The following is an 18401-nucleotide window of genomic DNA, read 5'->3' as shown; positions in this document are numbered from 1 at the left end:
TACGTACGTAAATAGTACGTCGCTGCGGTCCTAGGTGCCCTCGGGAAACCGATACGTGGCGGGGATCGACTCATCCGGGTGCGGCAGGCCGTACACGATGGCGATCTCATCGTGGTCGGCCACGATGACCGCGGCGGGGTTGCCCGGCCGGATCAGCCCGTTGACCACAACGCGCAGCTGCTTTCCGGCCCCGACGTACAGGCCGCCGAGATGATCGGCCGCCAAGCTGAGCTGCCATTCGCTGAACAACTCCCCGAGGCTGAACTGGCGGGACACCGGCGACTCGATATGGACCACACCACTGTTGTCGTGCGTGTGCAGAGCGCTCATCGTGCCCCGGCGGGTATCGACCCCGATGTCAGCCGGCACCGGCACCGGCAGGCCATCGACCACCACATCAAGGTGGGCATGCATGTGTTGCACAATGCCTTCCATGCGGGCCATCGGCAGCCCCGCCGCCTGAGCCGCCGCGGAAGCATCGGCAGGCGCAGGCCACGGCGGCAGCACCTGGGCGCCCACTGCCACGGTCGCCGGTGGATGGTCCAAGCCCGTTACCGGATCAGGGGCGGCACGCTGCCCGGCCCGCGAGGTCACCGTCGCGGCGATAACTACCGCCGCGAATACCGACACCACCGCCACACCTACACCCCAGACCCAACGCCCACTGACGTCTGCCCGCAGATCTGGCATCGCGGTGCCCGCGCCGCGCCACCGGACAGCACGCGTTTTTCTCCCCAGAGCCATAGAACAACTTTCCGTTCACTAGATTCACTAGACGGGGCCCCGACCCCACGCCCGGATGCACCGACGCACCCGCTGGCACGGACGAAACGGGGCGCCACCGCGCTCACCACGCCCACTACTGGGTGCGCTCACGCAGTGACCTGAGTTCGTCGAGCTCGGCGCGCAATGCCTGCAGCTCCGATGGCGCCGCACCCTTGGCGCCATCGCCGCCCATCATCGTCCACATCATGGCGCCCATCACCAGCGGACAGACCAGTACCGCCGCCGCCGTCAGTATGTAGGTCATCGCACTCCTGTCCGGGGCAGGCCATATACCTGGAACCGCCGGCCGCATCGCCCTGCCCGCCAGGCGAATTCGCCACGAAGAAGCTCCCGCTAGGACTTGTCGGCGCAGCAGTCCGGGGCAGGCGCGGGTGCGGACATCTCGGCGCAGCACGGGCAGCCCGCATCCGGCGCGGACTTCATCGCCGTCATCATGGCTTTCATGGCCGCCTTGTCGCACCACATACCGGCCGGCATCGGGGCGCCACCGGCGCGGTAGGACACCATCGCCGGCGCATCACCGGTGACATCGAAGTACACCTTGCCGGTCGCGGCGCGCCCTTGAGCCAAGGTGGCCGCCGGGATGCCATAAGGACTGGCCACCTGCCAGAGCACCGGGTACCGCTCGCCGGCCGCCGAAGTCGCCGACAGATCTGGGATGAGGGGAGTCACCGGCCCCGCTGCGGCGTACACCCACGCCGTTGCCTCCCAGAGCTGTCCGGCCACCGGATAACCCGGTGCCGCATCGGCACTCTGGCGCAGCCCGCTCACGGTCCACTCCTGCACCACGGCGCCATCAGCATCACCGATCCGCTGATGTGTGCCCATCGCGTGCAAACAGCCTGGTGTAGCCGCCTCAGCTACCGACACGCCACCGACTGCAGCCATCGCCGCCGTCGCCGCAGCACTCATCAACATCCTTGACAAACCACGCACGCGCTTACCCCTTCCGGCCGAAATCCAGTACCACACACCCAAATACCCAAGCGCCCAATACCTCGGCGCCCAGCACCTACGTACGCACCGGCGCCGCGCGTTCTGTTGTCCCGACACCGATCTACTATCTACGTACATAGACAGTAGATCATAGGTTGGTGCTGGCGATGCAGACCATGGCCCATCTGGTCGTCGCGAGCGGGCCGCTGAGGCCTCAGGCCCGTACCCGCTATCGGTGGACAACCACGAACTCGGACATCGCCCGCGCACGTCACCCCCCAACGTTGAATACACAGCTACACAAAATCATGTATCCCACGGTCCCCAAATGATCAATAAAACACCTAGGGAACAATCAGATACACCACCCGAGCAGTTACAGATAAAATGGCCGCGGCGAACTGAGAGTGAAGTGCGGCGCGGTCGAGACCACCGAGCGCACCGAGCGCCTCCAGCCGCGCGGGAACCTCCGCCGCGGCATTGGCGTGCACTGTTCCTGCGCCGCCGTCATGACCCGTGTTGAGTGCGGTGAGCAGCTCGACCACCTCAGCCCCGCGCACCTCGCCTACCACGATTCGGTCGGGGCGCATCCGTAGTGCCTGACGCACCAGTTGGCGCAGCGTCACCTCCCCCACACCCTCGACGTTGACGGCGCGCGCCGCCAGGCTGACCACATGCGGGTGCCGCGGCGCCAGCTCCACCGCGTCCTCGGCACAGATGATGCGTTCGGACGGGTCGACCGCCGCGAGCAGCGCGGATAACAGGGTTGTCTTGCCCGCACCGGTTCCCCCGGTGACCAAAAAGGCAAGCCGGGCGGCCAGCATCCCGCGCAGCAAGCCGCCGGCGTCCTCGGCGACGGTGCCGTCGGCGATCAGCTGATCCAAACCTTTATCCATGGGCCGCAACACGCGCAGCGAGATACACGTCCCACCGGACGCGATGGGAGCGAGCACCGCGTGCAGACGCACGACCGAACGCGGTGGACCAACACCTGTCAGCTGCCCGTCGACGAAGGGCTGGGCATCATCGAGACGACGTCCCACCGCAAGCGCCAATCGCTGCGCCAGCCGCCGTACCGCTGCCTCATCAGTGAATCGCACTGCGGTGAGGTGCAGACCCTGGCCGTCATCCACCCAGATTCGATCTGGCGCGGTGACCAACACGTCGGTGATGCCGTCCGCGCACAACAGTGGTTCCAAGATGCCGGCGCCAGACAGCTCACTCTGCAGCTCTTTTATGCTGTGCAACACATCGCTATCGCCCAGCACCCCAGCGGATTCAGCGCGGATTGCCGCTGCCACCGCAGTGGGACGCAGCGCCACATTCTCCCTGGCGAGGCGCTCACGAACACGGTCGATCAGTGATCCGGTCATGCCGCCGCACCCGTGCTCTCCTGCGAGAGCAAGGCCAGCACCGACCGCGCCGCGCCGGCCAGGGGTGATCGCCTGGACAACCGCAGGCCGCCGTTGTCCAGGCGACTGGCGAGATTCGGTTCGGGCCGCATCGCCGCTATCAGCGGAACCCCGACGATTTTGGCCACCTCAGTCGCACGCAGTCCACCCGGAGCCGGACCGCGAACCACAACACCGACATTCGGATTGGTGCACCGCACCGCCTCTGCCACCAGCGCGGCCGACGCGCACGCCCGCACCTCGGCGGGTGTCAGCACCACCGCCAGGTCGGCGCGTTCCAGTGCCACCGTACTGATCGCACCAAGCCGCCGCGAAAGATCAACGACCACCGGCACTCCGGCCGAACGTGCGCTGTCGATTACCCCCGCAATCGTCTCAATGTTGCCCGCGCCGCCGCGTCTATCCCCCGACAGGACAACAAGTCCGCGACGGTGGGGCAACGCGCGACGAAGAGCGTCAAAGCTCACCCGGCCACTGCGCATGTCTATGTCCGGCCAGCGCAGACCTTCCATGTCCTCCCATCCGAGCAGCAGATCGATCCCACCGCCATAGGGGTCGGCATCCACAATCAGCGCGCCGTCCGGCGCGCAAAGACCAATCGCCGCACACAAAACGGACGCGCCTGCCCCGCCACGCCCGCCCACCACGACAACCACCGGGGCGCGCCCCGCTGATGTGACGGACGACATCCCCGCGAAGGCCTCAATGAGCCTGGCCTCGTCCTCCGGCAAGGCAAGCACTTGCTCGACGCCCACCTCCACCGCCCGGCGCCAGACCTCGGATGTCGGCTCGTCCCGACAGATCAGCAGGACCCGGCCACGGCGCGGCAGCTCCGACAGCGCGGCCATCGAGGGATCCGAGCCATCAAGGACCACCGCGCCGGCGCGCGTCCAGGCCTGGCGGCTGATCGAACCGGCGTCGGTAGCGAGGATCAGCGGCCTACCGGCCGCCGCGACGATTCGTTCGATGTCGTTGCTCAGCCGCCGATCGCCCACAGCGACCACGATCGGCTCGCCCGCGTTTCCTTCCACACATCCCACGATCGAGGTTGCACAGTGGTCGTGCCAGAGGCCGCATCGAGATTGGGGATGGGCGCAAATCTGTGGATAGATCTGAGGTGAACCGCAAAAATCGGTGATAAACGTCCCCAGAAAAGAGGACGACCCTCGCCAGGGGGGGAGGAGGCGAGGGTCGTCGTGCATCAGCCCCGGGGGGTCGGGCTGAGACACACTCGGCATAGCCGAGTAACCCCACTATACACACGAACCGGGTGAGAGTGGCAAGACCAATCAGCTGAAAAAAGGGAAAGAAAGGCAACCCTTCTTCTGGTGGCTCGGCGTTACCAGACCACCCCGGTTGAACTGCGACTTTCCAGATGGACACGACGGCACAGTCGGCTAGATCTATCCTCGACCTGTGACCGATCACGCAACGGCACCCGGACCCTCCCCTTCGATCGAAGACCGGGACGCCGCGGCCAGCACACAGTCCACAGGCGCCGGACCGGCCCCGAAAACGGCGGCCTTCTTCGACCTCGACAAGACCGTGATCGCCAAATCAAGCACCCTGGCCTTCAGCAAGCCATTCTTCGATCAGGGCCTGATAAATAGACGGGCCGTCTTGAAATCGAGTTACGCGCAATTCTTCTTCTTGCTGTCGGGCGCGGATCACGACCAGATGGATCGCATGCGCACGCACATCACCAACATGTGCACGGGGTGGGATGTCGAGCAGGTGAAGGCGATCGTCGCCGAGACGCTGCACGACATCGTCGACCCCCTGGTGTTCGCCGAGGCGGCCGATCTGATCGCCGATCACAAGCTCTGCGGCCGTGATGTGGTGGTGGTCTCCGCCTCCGGCGAAGAAATCGTGGCACCCATCGCGCGGGCCCTGGGCGCCACCCACGCCATGGCGACGCGCATGGTCGTGGAGGACGGCAAGTACACCGGCGATGTCGCCTTCTACTGTTACGGGGAAGGCAAGGTCGCGGCGATCCAAGAGCTCGCCAAGCGCGAGGGCTACCCGTTGGAGCACTGCTACGCCTACTCCGATTCGATCACCGACCTGCCCATGCTGGAATCCGTCGGTCACCCGACAGCCGTGAACCCAGATCGCGCACTACGCAAGGAATCCATGGCGCGCGGATGGCCGGTACTGACCTTTTCGCGGCCGGTGTCACTCGGCGATCGGATACCGGTCCCCTCCGGTGCCGCGGCCGCCACCACGGCCGCGGTCGGCCTGAGCGCGATAGCGGCTGGGGCGCTTACCTATTCACTGATCCGGAAGCTGCGCCCGTAGTAGTGAACACGTGTCACTTATGCCGCGTGGGTAACAATGTCATGACCTTGCGAATTACCCCTTGATGTGACCGTCGTCTCAGTGTAGAAAGTAGGTACGGAAGCCCGACAAGGCCAAGGTCGATCCGGAAGAGAAGGACCGATCTCCCGAAGCGGGAGTCCCAGCACGGACCACGGCACCCACGCGGAGCACGCCGCGACAAGGGCAGAAGCGTTGTGGGCCTGCGTAATCGCGAACAGAAATAACTCATCAGACTTCTTGGGTGAAGTCCGAGTTAGAGATGTCGTGAAAGCGCCGAGGCCACCCACACAACCCACATTGCACGCTTGGTAACCGGAGGATCCGTGCTAACGGGCGGCGGGCCGATTCATTCGGACCGTCGCCCGTTTTTATGTCTGACCAACCCGACTCAGCCTGCGGCAGTGTCAGCGATCGATGTCGCCTCTGCGGCTCCTGCCGTTAATGCTTGGCAGCAGAACACAATCCATGCGGAAATAGCTTCCGGCGAGCCCTGCGCGAATGCGGCGGAAAGCTCGCGGTACCGACCCGACTGACGCATCCACATCACTTCGGGTACACCGAGCGCATGCGGATCAAGACCTCGCGATACCGTCACCAATCGGGAGGCCGCGCGAGCCACGACACCATCGGCAGATCCAAATGGATTCAGCACCAACAACTCTCCATGTGCTATCGCCGCCAGAATCGGCGCCGATACCGACGTTTTACCGGAGATCAGCTGCGCCAACAGCTCCAATCTCTCGGTGTCGACGCCGGGGCGGGGCCGCCCCAGGGTTTCTTCGTCTGACATTCCGGTGGCCGCCAACACATGCAGCCGCGCCAGTGCTTGCAGTGGAGCGCGCGACCATACCGCCGCCAGCTGCGTCAACGCGTCACCGTCAAGCGCCTGCCCGACGCGTAACGCGCCGGCGAGTATCGGGTCCTCCACCGCCCCATCAGCACTGAGCTTCATGGTGCCGCCGTCCAGCGCGGACGACGACCTGGCCGCACGTACCGCCGCCTCCGCGGCGGTAACCCGCCAGCCGCGCAGATTGGCGCGGTGCCGGTGCACCTTGCTCAACGCGTCACGAGCGGATTCAGCGGCTTCGGACACGCCGGGCAGGGAGGCCAACGGTGCGAGTGGATCAGTCATGATCAATCAACAGTACTCAACACCCTCATCGCAGCCCCTGGCGCTCCTCGCGCCGGATTCGCTGCTGCTCGGGATCTGGGACCGGCACCGCCGCCAGCAGCCGCTTGGTGTAATCATCCTGGGGATCGGTCAATATCTGTGCGTCTGAGCCGAATTCAGCCAGCCGACCGTGGTTGAGCACCGCGATGCGACTGGCCACCAATTCAACCACCGCCAAGTCGTGGCTGATGAACAGGCAGGCGAACCCATGCTCACGCTGCAGTTCGGCGAACAGTTCGAGCACCTTGGCCTGCACCGACACATCCAGCGCGGAGGTGGGCTCGTCTGCGATCAACAGTGTTGGTTCCAGCGCCAGAGCCCGTGCGATACCAACGCGCTGTCGCTGCCCACCAGAGAGCTGGTGGGGGAAGCGGTTTCGCATGGCTGCCGGTAGCTGTACTTGCTCCAGCAGCGTCTTGACCCGGCTCTCCCGTTGCGCGCGATCCATCTGGGTGTGCAGGCTCAGCGGTTCGGCGATCGATTGGCCAATCGGCCACCGTGGATTCAGCGAGGATCCCGGATCCTGGAAAACCACCCCCACCTTGCTCCGGATATCTCGCAGCTGCTTGCGGTTGGCAGTCGAGATATCCTGTCCTGCAATACATATAGATCCAGAGGTCACCTTCAGCAGACCCACTGCCGCCCGTCCGATGGTGGACTTCCCAGAGCCCGACTCGCCGACGAGCCCCACCACCTCACCCCTGCCGATGGTGAAAGATACGTCGTCGATGGCCCGGAAACTGCCGCCCTTGCCCGGATACTCGATGACGGCATGCTCCACGCTCAGCGCCAGATCTGTTGGTGTTTCGACTGTTTCACGGCCACCGGCCAGCGTCGCGCCCAGGTGCGGCACCGATGCCAACAGCTGCTGGGTATACGGCTGCTGCGCCCGATGAAAGATGCTGTCGGCGTCTCCCTCTTCGACCACCTCGCCGTCCTTCATCACCATGATGCGATCGGCCATATCGGCCACCACGCCCATATCGTGGGTGATGAGGATGATGCCCGCGTCAATACGATGCCGCAGATCACGCATGAGATCCAGGATTTCGGCCTGCACCGTCACGTCCAGCGCTGTAGTTGGCTCATCGGCGATGAGCAGCCCCGGGTCCAGGGCGAGTGCTTGCGCGATCATGGCGCGCTGGCGTTGGCCACCGGACAACTGGTGCGGGTAGTGCTTGACTCGTTTCCGCGGTTCGGGCATATCAACCAACTCGAGCAGTTCGACCGCCCGGTTCCGCGCCTGCCTACGCGTCATCTTCTTGTGCGCACACACGGCTTCGGCTATCTGCCAGCCGATGGTGTACACCGGATTCAGCGCCGTCATCGGCTCCTGGAAGATGACGGCGACATCCTTGCCGCGTACTGCCCGCAATTCGTCATTGGTGGCGCCAAGCAGTTCGGCGCCATTGAGCTTGACGCTGCCGCTCACGCGGGCACTCGGCGGCAACAGTGCCGGGATGGCCATGGCAGTGGTGGATTTTCCCGAGCCGGATTCACCGACAATCGCCAGCACCTCGCCCTTGCCGACGGCCAAGGAGACACCTTTGACGGCCGGCACCCACTGCTTGTCGACCTCGAAATCGACAGCAAGGTCCTTGATTTCAATCACGGATTGTGAGGGCACCTCCGCCTACCTTCTCCTGGGATCGAGCGCGTCGCGGAGGGCATCGCCGACCATGATGAACCCCAGCACCGCCGCCGAGAGGAACAAAGCGGGAACGATGACCAGACGCGGCGTGGTGGCGAAGCGAGATTGTCCATCGTTGATCTGCAGGCCCCACGAAATCTCGGGCAGTTCCAACCCGATACCCATGTAGGTCAGAGTGGCCTCTGCCGCGATGAAACTCCCCACCGCGATGGTGGCGTACACCAGCACCGGAGCCAACGCGTTAGGAAGGATGTGCCGCAGCAGGATTCGCCATGTCGGCGCGCCCAGTGCGATGGCGGCCTGGACGTAATCGCTCTGTTTGATGGCCATCACGCTCGATCGCACCAATCGCATCGAAGTCATCCAGCCGAAGGCGATGAGCGCGCCGGCCACGCTCCACACCGTGCGATGACCGACCACCGACAGCAAGATCATGCCGCCGAGAATCGTGGGGATTCCGTAGAAGACGTCTGTCAATCGCGACAGCGCGGAGTCGGCGATACCGCCGAAGTATCCGGCCAGCGCCCCGACGATCACCCCGATGATCAACACACCCACCATGGCGATGAGCCCGATGGTCAGTGAAACCCGGGCCCCGTACACCACATTCGCGTAGTAGTCACAGCCCTGCAGGTCGGTGCCCAGCCAATGAGCCGCGCTGATTCCCTTGCGGGCCTGATACAGATCGCAGTCGCGGGGATCCTTACCGAAGACGAACAGCTGCGGAGCCAGCGCCATCAACACCAGGACCGTCAATAGGATCGATCCGGTGATGAAGAAGCCGCTGCGCCGCAGGTACTTCCAGGCGTTGCCCCACAGATCGGCCTGCTCCACCAACGATTCCGCGGTGGCATCGGGGCCGGACAGCGGACCGGGAGCGTTCACGGGATCACTCATAACGAATCCTCGGATCCAGCAGCGCGTACAAGATATCGACGACGAGATTGAAGAAGATGTAGAAAAACACGATCAGCGTCAGGATGCTCACCACAACGGCACCCTCCTGGTTCCGCACCGCGTCGAATGTCGCGCGGCCCAGTCCCGGGATGTTGAACACCGACTCGGTGACAACCGCACCGGCCAACAACGCCCCCACGTCGGCCCCGATGAAGGTGACGACGGGAATCAGGCTGTTACGCAGGGTGTGCCGCAACAGGATGCGTGACTCGGAGATGCCCTTCGCGCGGGCGGTGCGGACAAAGTCCGCGTCCATGGTCTCCAGCATTGAGGTGCGGGTCAGCCGTGCGACATAGGCCATGGACAGCGATGCCAGCACCAAGCCCGGCAGCAGAAAGCTGTACCAGCCGTCGCGGATGCCCGCGATGGGAAACCAGCCGAGTTTGAAGCCGAAGAGATACTGCGACAAGAAGCCCAGCACGAACACCGGCATCGAGACCAGGAGCGTGGTGGTGACCAGAACCAGGTTGTCGTAGAAGGATCCGCGACGCACCGCGCACAGCACCCCAGCCGTGATCCCGATGATGCTCTCGAATGCCACGGCCACCACGGTGAGCCGCAGGGTCACCGGCAGGCGCTGCGAAACAGTCTGTGCGACAGGGCGTTGCTGGAAGTCAGTGCCGAAGTCACCGTGCAGAAAGCCCACGATGTACTTGCCGTACCGCACCAAGAAGGGATCGTTGAGATGGAAGCGTTCACGCAGCTGTGCCATCACCTCAGGGGTGAACGGACGGTCGCCCGCCAATGCCCGGATGGGATCACCCGGCAGCGCATACACCAGGCTGTAGATGAGCAGGGACGTCCCGATGAGCACGGGTACCGCGAGCAACAGTCGCTTGACCACGTAGCGGAAGAGGCCGGCGTTCTGCCAGAACTGCCGGACATTGCCCAGAGCGGTGGTCATTGCACCACCTCCACATCGGCGTACTCGATACAGTCCTGAATGCCGATCTTGACGTTGCGCACCCGCTTGGAATGAACCGCCTGATTGACCTCATAGAACAGCGGCGCGGCCGGAAGGTCCTTGAACAACAGATCTTCTGCCTTTTGATACGCCTTGGTGGCGAGTTCCACCGTCGGCTGGTTGTTGCCCTGCCGTAGCAGTTCGTCGAATTCCGGGTTGCTGTAGAACACGTAGTTGGAGCCGTTCGGGGGCAAGGCCACCGTGCCGTACAGCGATTCCAGGAAGTTGTAGATCGATGGGTAGTCCATCACCCAGCCAGACCGGAACGGCCCCGTCATCCCCTTGCTGTCCTGTAGCGGCAAGAACTGCGACCAGGGCAGGCTCTTGAGCAGGTACGGCACCTTCAGGTTGGACTGCAACTGATTGCCGATGGCCTGCACCCACCCCAACGCACCGGTGCTGGACGAGCTGTACCAGAGCTCAATCGGCTTGCTCCGATCGAAATGCGCATCGTCGAGCAGCTTGTTGGCCTCGTCTACATGCAACTCGCACAGCTTGCCGCAGGCCCCCTTGCGGTACCCGTAGACCACCGCCGAGCCGTACGAGGTGGCGGGTGTGCGGGTACCGGAGAAGATCACCTGAGTGATCGCCTCGCGATCGATGGCCATGGAAATCGCCTGCCGCACACGCACATCGCGATACCGCGGGTCGTACATCGGGAAGCCCAGTGAGGTGATGTCCGGTCGGGGACGCTCCAGGAATGCCGATCCGAATTCGGCCCTGGCGTTCTCATACGCCGCATCGGGCAGGTCCAATTGAATATCCAGCGCGCCGGCCTGCATATCGGTGTAGGCGGTCAGGCCCTCGGTGTACACCCGCCAGATCAAGCCCTTGGCCTTGGCCTTCTTCTCGCCGCCGTACTGGTCGTACCGACTGAGTGTGAACCCGACACCGCGCACCCAATCACCGTCGGCCTTGAACGGGCCATTACCGATGGGATGCACACCGAACTTGACCGGGTCCTGGAAGAACGCTTTGGGCAGGGGCAGGAATGCGGTGTACCCCAACGTCATCGGATAAATCGCGAACGGCGTGTTCAGCCGCACCGTGAACGTCACGTCGTCCACCACGTGCAGTCCACGCAGCTGCGTGGCCTTTGGCGGAATCTTGTTCTTCGGATCCCCTTGCAGATCATCGAACCCGTCGACGTTGGCGAGGAAGCTCGACGACCCCTGCGCGTTGGTGCTCAGCGCGGTGTAATTCCAAGCGTCCACGTAGGACTGTGCGGTGACCGGTTCACCGTTATGGAAGGTCCATCCCGGCTTGAGCTTGATGGTCCAGTTGATGTTGTCGTGACTGGTGATCGATTCGGCCACACCGGTGTACTCCACGGCAGCGGTCTCGTTGTTGAACTCGACCAGTGCGGTGAATAGCGAGCGCAGGATTCGACCACCCTGATTTTCTGTGGTGTTTCCCGGCACCAGGGTGTGTTCGGGCTCGGTGATGTACATGCTGAAGTAGCCCGGAGGCGCCGGGGTCACCAGGTCGCCACAGCCGGCGGGCAGGATCGCGGCGACGCTGACAAGCAACGCGATGGCCAGCCGGCGCAACCTCATCCTCGCCCTTCCCTTGGTAGCTGAATAGGTAGGACGAACCATAGGCGGGGAACGCGCCGATGTCTCTCCATCGACACACCGGTGCGCCCGGATCTGGACGACAGCACCAATTACTTCTCGGTAACCAGGACCGCCCACTAGGCTTTTGGATCGGACCTGTCTAGGGCAGAAAGGCCAGATCAGATGACCGAAACCAGTATCGAGTCGGACAGCTATCCGCCGTCGCCGGAATTCGTGGCGACAGCGAATGCGACCGCCGACCTCTACCAGGCGGCCGAAGAAGACCGGCTCGGATTCTGGGAACAACAAGCGGGCCGCCTGCACTGGCACGAGCCCTTCGGTCAGGTCCTCGACTGGTCCGACCCACCGTTCGCGAAGTGGTTCGTGGGTGGCAAGCTCAACGTTGCCTACAACTGCGTCGACCGCCATGTGGAGGCCGGCAACGGCGACCGGGTGGCCATCCACTGGGAGGGCGAACCCGGCGACACCCGCACCATCACTTACGCGGAGCTGCTGACTCAGGTCAGCCAGGCGGCCAACTACCTGACCGAACTCGGCCTGGTCTCCGGCGACCGGGTGGCCATCTACATGCCGATGCTGCCCGAGGCCATCGTGGCGATGCTGGCGTGCGCCCGGCTGGGCCTGATGCACAGCGTCGTCTTTGCCGGATTTTCCGCGGCGGCGCTGCGGGCCCGCATCGATGACGCGCAGGCCAAACTGGTCATCACCTCCGACGGCCAGTGGCGCCGCGGCACCGCGGCACCCTTGAAGGCCGGTGTCGACGAGGCGCTGGGCGGCGAGCCGAGTTCCGTCGAGCACGTTCTGGTGGTGCGCCGCACCGAGATTCCGGTCGAATGGACCGACGGCCGGGACCTGTGGTGGCACGAGACGGTGGAGAAGGCCGGCACCACACACACCGCTGAGCCCTTCGATTCCGAGCATCCCCTGTTCCTGCTGTACACCTCGGGGACCACCGGCAAGCCCAAGGGCATTGTGCACACCTCGGGCGGGTTCCTGACCCAGACCTCATACACCCACTTCAACATCTTCGACCTCAAGCCCGAGACCGATGTGTATTGGTGCACAGCCGATATCGGCTGGGTCACCGGCCACACCTACATCGTCTACGGACCACTCTCCAACGGCGCCACCCAGGTGGTGTACGAGGGCACACCCACCTCACCGAACGAGCACCGGCATTTCGAGATCATCGAAAAGTACGGCGTCACCATCTATTACATCGCCCCCACCCTGGTGCGGACGTTCATGAAGTGGGGCCGCGAGATCCCGTTCGCACACGATCTGTCCAGCCTGCGGCTGCTCGGCAGTGTCGGCGAGCCGATCAACCCCGAGGCGTGGCGCTGGTACCGCGAGGTCATCGGCGGCAACCGTGCACCCATCGTCGATACCTGGTGGCAGACCGAAACCGGCTCGGCGATGATCTCCCCGCTGCCCGGTGTCACCGACACCAAGCCCGGCTCGGCCATGCGCGCCGTACCCGGCATCTCCGCGAAAATCGTTGACGACGACGGCAATCAGCTGCAGCCGGCAACCGGCGATGAGCCGGTCACCGGCTACCTGGTGCTGGACAAGCCATGGCCGTCCATGCTGCGCGGCATCTGGGGCGACCCGGAGCGATTCAAGGAGACCTACTGGTCCCGCTACGCCGAACAGGGCTGGTACTTCGCCGGCGACGGCGCGCGCTACGACAGCGACGGCGCCATCTGGGTGCTGGGCCGCATCGACGACGTCATGAACATCTCCGGGCACCGCATCTCCACCGCCGAGGTGGAATCCGCGCTCGTCGGACACGACGGGGTGGCTGAGGCTGCCGTCGTCGGCGCCTCCGATGAGACAACCGGCCAGGCCATCGTCGCGTTCGTGATCCTGAAGGCCAGCCACACGGTCGAGGGCGATGAACTCGTCTCACACCTGAAAGCTCAGGTTTCCAAGGAGATTTCGCCGATTGCCAAGCCCCGCGAGATTCACGTGGTGCCGGAGCTGCCCAAGACCCGCAGCGGCAAGATCATGCGGCGGCTGCTGCGCGACGTGGCCGAGGGACGCGAGCTGGGTGACACCTCCACGCTGGTCGATCCGAGCGTGTTCGAGGCCATCAGGGCCAGCAAGTAGTCGCCGTTTCCCTTACTGCGTCGACACGCCGCGTTTTGCGAGCCTTACTCGCGAAACGCATCACAAAACGGCGTGTCGACGCATAAGAACTAGCCGACCGGAGTGAAACCCACCCCCGCGGTGCGGTTCTTGGCGTTGATGTCAGCCAACACGGTATTGATCGAGTACGTGGTGGTGGGCGTGTGCAACGGGATGTACTTGATGACGCAGACGGGCAGCTTGGTCGCCGCGCCGTGGATCATGCCCACCAGTTGTCCGTTCACGGTGACCGGCGCTCCCGAGTCACCCGGCTGACCGCATACCTGGTTGAGGAAGGTGCCGGGCTCCGCGCCGGCGCCGAATGTCACCCCACACGAGTCGCCGGTGGTGCGTCCCAGCTTGCACGCGATATCACCGGGCTGAGGGTCCGGCCCGATTCCGGCGATGGTGAAACCCTTGTAGGTGGACACCGGTGACACCTTGTCCGGATCGAACTGGATGGTCGCGTAGTCGTACTGTTCATTTCCGTTGACGAACTTCCCGAGCACACCCTTCTTGGGGAAGTCCTCGGAAGCCACCTGTGATCCGGCCCCGCCGCAGTGCGCGGAGGTGAAGCCCACCAGATTGCCCTTGTTGTCGTGACCGATGGTGGTCAGTGTGCACAGGGTGTCGCCGTTGATGATCAACCCGGCGCCGCCGCCCATCGGCACTTTGTCATCGGCGCCGGCCGCAGGAGCCGCGGCGGCCGGAATCACACCCGCGACGAGGCCAAACAGCACCATCAGGACCGGCAATACGTACCGCATACGCCGCCCGGGTGACCTCATGTCATGCAGCCTTTCTCATTCCGGCCGCATCTCATCCCCCGTCGGCCACGCCTGCTTCATTCTAATCAAGATTCACACTGGCCACTTCTGTCACAGGGCTATCAATTGGGTAACAAAGCCCCCACGTCAGACGCGCCGCACCCCCCGCGCCACCGACGTGGCAACATAGGCCGCACTAGATTTCACCGGAATCACACCGGGCCCGCGAGGGACACGGAGGGAGCACAGTGAGCAGCCCTGGAAGCCGCAACTACCGCACGGACAGCAATGGCGTTCCGATCACCGTCGCCGCCATCCCACTATCCGATCCGAACGCGACCGGCACCGGCGAACCCACCATCGGCAATCTCGTCCGTGACGCCACCACCCAGGTTTCCGCCCTGGTACGCGCCGAGGTAGAACTCGCTCGCGCCGAGGTCATCCGGGACGTCAAGAAGGGCGTGGCCGGCAGCATCTTCTTCATCGCGGCGCTCGTGGTGCTGTTCTACTCAACGTTCTTCTTCTTCTTTTTCGCCGCCGAGGTGCTCAAGATCTGGCTACCCGCCTGGGCCGCCTACCTGATCATCTTCGCCGCGATGGTGTTCGTCGCGGTGCTGGCGGTGCTAGTCGGCTATCTCCAAGTCAGGCGCATCCGCGGGCCGCAGGCCACCATCGAGAGCGTCAAAGAGACAGCAAGCGTCTTCAGCCGCGAGGACGACGCACCGGCGGCCACCAAGGCCATCAAGCCCGCAGATCCGTCGGGCTGGTAACCGACTGACGTCGGCTCGATACCGACATATCCATGCTGTTTGACCAAACCGCCCGGCATCCCGACCCGTCGGTGGTCCGCATCGTCGGCCCCTGGCGCCACTACGACGTCCATGCCAACGGAATTCGATTCCACGTGGTGGAAGCCGAGACCCCCGGCACACCGGCCGTCGCCGTCACCAGTAGACCGCTGGTGCTGCTGCTGCACGGGTTTGGCTCCTTCTGGTGGTCGTGGCGCCATCAACTCGGCGCACTCCCCGATGCCCGGGTGGTGGCGGTCGATCTACGCGGCTACGGGGGCAGTGATAAACCTCCGCGCGGATACGACGGCTGGACCTTGGCCGGCGATACCGCCGGATTGATTCGCGCCCTGGGCCACACCTCGGCCACTCTGGTCGGACATGCCGAGGGCGGGCTGGTCTGCTGGGCCACCGCCAACCTGCATCCACGCCTCGTCAATGCGATCGCCGTGGTCAGCTCGCCGCACCCGATCGCCTTGCGCACCTCAACATTCCGCGGCACCGGGCAAGGCGGAGCGCTGCTGCCCTCGCTGATGCGCTATCAGGTGCCGATCCTGCCCGAGCGCACCTTGACCCGCCATCACGGCGCCGAGCTTGAACGCCTGGTGCGCCTGCGCGCGGGCACCTCGTGGACCAGCACCGAAGACTTCGCCGACACCCTCAAGCATCTGCGCACCGCCATCTCGATTCCCGGTGTGGCGCACTGTGCGCTGGAATACCAGCGCTGGGCCGTGCGCAGCCAACTACGTAGCGAAGGTTGGCGTTTCATGCGATCCATGAACCGCGAGCTAGCGGTACCCGTGCTGCATATGCGCGGCGAGTCGGATCCGTACGTGCTCGCCGACCCGGTCCATCGCTCGCTGCCCTACGCGCCCAACGGTCAGTTCGTCGCGTTACGGGGAGTAGGTCACTACGGGCACGAGGAAGACCCCACCACCGTCAACGAGCAACTACGGCGCTTTACTGGGCGCCGGTGACTGCGGCCCGTTGACGGGCTGCTCGGGCGACTTGCTGGCCTCGGGCGCGGAGATGCAGCTGCCGGTGGCGACCGAATCCGCGAGCTCCGCCTTGACCAGCTGATCCTTCACCTGTTTGGCGGTGAGCGCGAAGCCGGTGTCGTCATCATCGATCGCCGCACCGAAGACCACGCCGAGCACGCGGCCCTCCGTGTCGACCAGCGGCCCACCCGAATTGCCCTGCAGCACCGAACCCCTGACGGTGTACACCTCGCGGGTGACCGTGGTGGAACGATAGATATCGGGGCCATTGAGTTCGATGATCTCGCGCACCCGCGCCGGAGAGGCCTTGTAGTTTCCGCCGCCCGGGTAGCCCAGGACGATCGCGTCGTCACCGGTCTTGGCGGGCTTGGACGCGAAAACCAGCGGCGTCGCGGGCATATCGGGCACCGCCAGGATCGAGATGTCGGCGTTCGGGTCGTAGGACACCACCGTGGCATCGAAGGTCTGTCCCGCCGACTCGACGGTGACGCTGTTGGTGCCGGCCACGACATGTGCGTTCGACATCACCCGGTGCGGCGCGATGACGAATCCGGTGCCCTCCAGCGATTTTTGGCAGCTACGCGCGATGCCCTTGATCTTGACGACACTTGGTTCGGCGCCACGCACCACCGGGCCGTCGGCCAGCACCGGGTCGGGAGCGTCCACCGCGGCGATGGGTGTCTTGCCGAACGGCTGTAACACGCTGGGCAGGCCGGAGGTGTCCAGCAGCTTCGACAGGTCGTTGGGCACCTTGCGCAGCTGATCGGGCGCGTACTTGTCGACCTGACTCAGTACCTTCGAATCCCGCGCTGCCGCAGAGATATTCGGCTGATTGGAACTTTGCATCGGGATGGAGAGCAGCCATGCGGCCACCAGCACGGCGGCCACCTGCAGTACCACCCCCACCACCGAGTCGCCGGTGCGTAACACGCGATTTCTGATGGCACCGCGCATGGCGCGGCCCAACACCACACCGGCGACCTCACCGATGACCACCAGCACCAGGATGAGGAGCAGCGAGGCGAACAGCTTGGTGCGCGAGCCCTCGATGTTGGCCACCACATGCGGTGCCAACATGATGCCGGCCACCGCACCGAGAATGACCCCCACGAAGGACATGAGGGAGCCCAACGCGCCGGAACGCCATCCGGACACGGCGGCGATGAAAGCGACGGCGATGACGCCGATATCGAGCCACTGCGATGGATTCAGACTCATACCGACCCTCCCAGGTGCTCGGCCAGCAGCTCATCAAGATCACGAAGGTTACGAGTGTCCCACGGCTGCGCCCAGCCAGAGACCTCCAGCATCGCCGAGATGATCTGCCCGGTGAAACCCCACACCAGCATTCCCGGCAGCAAGAACGCGGGACCGCTGTACTTGATCCCAAAGGTCTTCTTGCTCACCATGATCCGATTCGCCGGGTCGACAAGGTCGCCGATCTTCACCCGTGATACCTCGGCCGTCTCGCCGGGATCGACGGCCAGTACCGGGCCGGGGTCGGGCGAGTACGCCAGCACCGGTGAGACGTGGAAACCGGACGGCGGGATGAAGAGTGAATCCATCACCGTCAGCGGCTGCACGCGGACCGGGTCAAGCCCCGTCTCCTCCTGGGCCTCGCGCAAGGCGGTCCCCACCGGTCCGCCGTCACCCGGATCGGTGGCGCCACCGGGGAACGACACCTGACCGCTGTGCTGGCGCAGCGTCGATGCGCGCACCGTCAACAGCAGATCCGCATCGGTCGGGTCGGTAACCGTGCCGTCGGCAGACACCAACACCAGCACCGCCGCGGGCCTGCCGGACGAGGGCAGGTTGCGCGCCCGCAGCACGGCCTTGACCGCGGGATGCACGCCGCGGCCGTAGATGTCCTTGACGCTGGCGGCGTTGTCCACCAGCGGACGCATCCAGTCGGGGGCGGCATCGGGAGCCAAAGGAGCGACGGTCATCG

At 64.5% G+C, this 18401-nt stretch carries 17 protein-coding genes; 4 read left to right on the top strand and 13 right to left on the bottom strand.

Annotation, left to right across the window (positions count from 1 at the left end):
* Positions 1-30: 30 nt before the first annotated feature.
* From ABG82_RS02725 to ssd, 5 genes are all read right to left on the bottom strand, one after another.
* Entirely contained in the window at positions 31-744 is a 714-nt protein-coding gene (locus ABG82_RS02725) for a MoaD/ThiS family protein (protein ID WP_054432060.1), read from the bottom strand.
* Positions 745-859: 115 nt separating this feature from the next.
* On the bottom strand, positions 860-1030 hold the full coding sequence (locus tag ABG82_RS28530) for a hypothetical protein (RefSeq protein WP_165589745.1): 171 nt from the start codon (positions 1028-1030) through the stop codon (positions 860-862).
* An 89-nt stretch (positions 1031-1119) separates the two neighbouring features.
* On the bottom strand, positions 1120-1704 hold the full coding sequence (locus tag ABG82_RS02720; RefSeq protein ID WP_052511080.1) for a DUF1942 domain-containing protein: 585 nt from the start codon (positions 1702-1704) through the stop codon (positions 1120-1122).
* A gap of 362 nt (positions 1705-2066) precedes the next feature.
* Entirely contained in the window at positions 2067-3095 is a 1029-nt protein-coding gene (locus ABG82_RS02715) for a TadA family conjugal transfer-associated ATPase (protein WP_043078511.1), read from the bottom strand.
* Positions 3092-4165, bottom strand: a complete 1074-nt coding sequence (gene ssd / locus ABG82_RS02710) for a septum site-determining protein Ssd (RefSeq protein ID WP_043078510.1) — start codon at positions 4163-4165, stop codon at positions 3092-3094. Before ssd ends, ABG82_RS02715 begins: the two co-directional genes overlap by 4 nt.
* Before the next feature lie 424 nt (positions 4166-4589).
* Between ssd and ABG82_RS02705 the strand changes: the two genes are divergently transcribed.
* Positions 4590-5432: an HAD-IB family hydrolase gene (locus ABG82_RS02705; protein WP_407661875.1), complete on the top strand. Its 843-nt coding sequence runs from the start codon at positions 4590-4592 to the stop codon at positions 5430-5432.
* Between the two features lie 409 nt (positions 5433-5841).
* Here ABG82_RS02705 and ABG82_RS02700 read toward each other — a convergent pair whose 3' ends face one another.
* From ABG82_RS02700 to ABG82_RS02680, 5 genes are read right to left on the bottom strand one after another with little or no spacing between them, the layout of a single operon-like run.
* Positions 5842-6585, bottom strand: coding sequence for a Fic family protein (locus ABG82_RS02700; RefSeq protein ID WP_043078508.1), 744 nt, complete (start codon positions 6583-6585; stop codon positions 5842-5844).
* Positions 6586-6610: 25 nt separating this feature from the next.
* Entirely contained in the window at positions 6611-8236 is a 1626-nt protein-coding gene (locus tag ABG82_RS02695) for an ABC transporter ATP-binding protein (RefSeq protein WP_043078529.1), read from the bottom strand.
* 21 nt (positions 8237-8257) lie between these two features.
* Positions 8258-9172, bottom strand: a complete 915-nt coding sequence (locus ABG82_RS02690) for an ABC transporter permease (RefSeq protein ID WP_043078507.1) — start codon at positions 9170-9172, stop codon at positions 8258-8260.
* Positions 9165-10136 carry an ABC transporter permease gene (locus ABG82_RS02685; protein ID WP_043078506.1) on the bottom strand — a complete coding sequence of 324 codons (972 nt, stop codon included), beginning with the start codon at positions 10134-10136 and terminating at the stop codon, positions 9165-9167. Before ABG82_RS02685 ends, ABG82_RS02690 begins: the two co-directional genes overlap by 8 nt.
* Positions 10133-11752 carry a peptide ABC transporter substrate-binding protein gene (locus tag ABG82_RS02680; RefSeq protein ID WP_043078505.1) on the bottom strand — a complete coding sequence of 540 codons (1620 nt, stop codon included), beginning with the start codon at positions 11750-11752 and terminating at the stop codon, positions 10133-10135. Before ABG82_RS02680 ends, ABG82_RS02685 begins: the two co-directional genes overlap by 4 nt.
* 183 nt (positions 11753-11935) lie before the next feature.
* Here ABG82_RS02680 and acs point away from each other — a divergent pair, with 183 nt between their 5' ends.
* Positions 11936-13882: an acetate--CoA ligase gene (gene acs, locus ABG82_RS02675; protein ID WP_043078504.1), complete on the top strand. Its 1947-nt coding sequence runs from the start codon at positions 11936-11938 to the stop codon at positions 13880-13882.
* An 89-nt stretch (positions 13883-13971) separates the two neighbouring features.
* Here acs and ABG82_RS02670 read toward each other — a convergent pair whose 3' ends face one another.
* On the bottom strand, positions 13972-14667 hold the full coding sequence (locus ABG82_RS02670) for a chymotrypsin family serine protease (protein WP_043078503.1): 696 nt from the start codon (positions 14665-14667) through the stop codon (positions 13972-13974).
* Positions 14668-14915: 248 nt separating this feature from the next.
* Here ABG82_RS02670 and ABG82_RS02665 point away from each other — a divergent pair, with 248 nt between their 5' ends.
* Positions 14916-15437 carry a phage holin family protein gene (locus ABG82_RS02665; protein WP_043078502.1) on the top strand — a complete coding sequence of 174 codons (522 nt, stop codon included), beginning with the start codon at positions 14916-14918 and terminating at the stop codon, positions 15435-15437.
* A gap of 32 nt (positions 15438-15469) precedes the next feature.
* Positions 15470-16432 carry an alpha/beta fold hydrolase gene (locus tag ABG82_RS02660; protein WP_043078501.1) on the top strand — a complete coding sequence of 321 codons (963 nt, stop codon included), beginning with the start codon at positions 15470-15472 and terminating at the stop codon, positions 16430-16432.
* Here ABG82_RS02660 and marP read toward each other — a convergent pair.
* Together marP and ABG82_RS02650 are read right to left on the bottom strand one after the other, a co-directional pair.
* On the bottom strand, positions 16406-17671 hold the full coding sequence (marP, locus tag ABG82_RS02655; RefSeq protein ID WP_043078500.1) for an acid resistance serine protease MarP: 1266 nt from the start codon (positions 17669-17671) through the stop codon (positions 16406-16408). The two genes, ABG82_RS02660 and marP, sit on opposite strands and share 27 nt — an antisense overlap.
* Positions 17668-18399, bottom strand: a complete 732-nt coding sequence (locus tag ABG82_RS02650) for an NUDIX hydrolase (protein WP_043078499.1) — start codon at positions 18397-18399, stop codon at positions 17668-17670. The genes marP and ABG82_RS02650 overlap by 4 nt, the downstream gene beginning before the upstream one ends.
* Positions 18400-18401 lie beyond the last annotated feature (2 nt).

It is taken from the genome of Mycobacteroides immunogenum, from assembly GCF_001605725.1.
Lineage (GTDB): Bacteria > Actinomycetota > Actinomycetes > Mycobacteriales > Mycobacteriaceae > Mycobacterium > Mycobacterium immunogenum.
The sequence above is the reverse complement of the archived record's forward strand: the minus strand, read 5'-3'. Positions and strand labels throughout refer to the sequence as shown.

What these genes read in the sequence shown, in the direction of transcription:
- ABG82_RS02725 (WP_054432060.1), bottom strand. Translation starts at nt 744, where the DNA reads ATGGCTCTGGGGAGAAAAACGCGTGCTGTCCGGTGGCGCGGCGCGGGC.
- ABG82_RS28530 (WP_165589745.1), bottom strand. Translation starts at nt 1,030, where the DNA reads ATGACCTACATACTGACGGCGGCGGCGGTACTGGTCTGTCCGCTGGTG.
- ABG82_RS02720 (WP_052511080.1), bottom strand. Translation starts at nt 1,704, where the DNA reads ATGTTGATGAGTGCTGCGGCGACGGCGGCGATGGCTGCAGTCGGTGGC.
- ABG82_RS02715 (WP_043078511.1), bottom strand. Translation starts at nt 3,095, where the DNA reads ATGACCGGATCACTGATCGACCGTGTTCGTGAGCGCCTCGCCAGGGAG.
- ABG82_RS02700 (WP_043078508.1), bottom strand. Translation starts at nt 6,585, where the DNA reads ATGACTGATCCACTCGCACCGTTGGCCTCCCTGCCCGGCGTGTCCGAA.
- ABG82_RS02690 (WP_043078507.1), bottom strand. Translation starts at nt 9,172, where the DNA reads ATGAGTGATCCCGTGAACGCTCCCGGTCCGCTGTCCGGCCCCGATGCC.
- ABG82_RS02685 (WP_043078506.1), bottom strand. Translation starts at nt 10,136, where the DNA reads ATGACCACCGCTCTGGGCAATGTCCGGCAGTTCTGGCAGAACGCCGGC.
- ABG82_RS02680 (WP_043078505.1), bottom strand. Translation starts at nt 11,752, where the DNA reads ATGAGGTTGCGCCGGCTGGCCATCGCGTTGCTTGTCAGCGTCGCCGCG.
- acs (WP_043078504.1), top strand. Translation starts at nt 11,936, where the DNA reads ATGACCGAAACCAGTATCGAGTCGGACAGCTATCCGCCGTCGCCGGAA.
- ABG82_RS02670 (WP_043078503.1), bottom strand. Translation starts at nt 14,667, where the DNA reads ATGCGGTACGTATTGCCGGTCCTGATGGTGCTGTTTGGCCTCGTCGCG.
- ABG82_RS02660 (WP_043078501.1), top strand. Translation starts at nt 15,470, where the DNA reads ATGCTGTTTGACCAAACCGCCCGGCATCCCGACCCGTCGGTGGTCCGC.
- marP (WP_043078500.1), bottom strand. Translation starts at nt 17,671, where the DNA reads ATGAGTCTGAATCCATCGCAGTGGCTCGATATCGGCGTCATCGCCGTC.
- ABG82_RS02650 (WP_043078499.1), bottom strand. Translation starts at nt 18,399, where the DNA reads ATGACCGTCGCTCCTTTGGCTCCCGATGCCGCCCCCGACTGGATGCGT.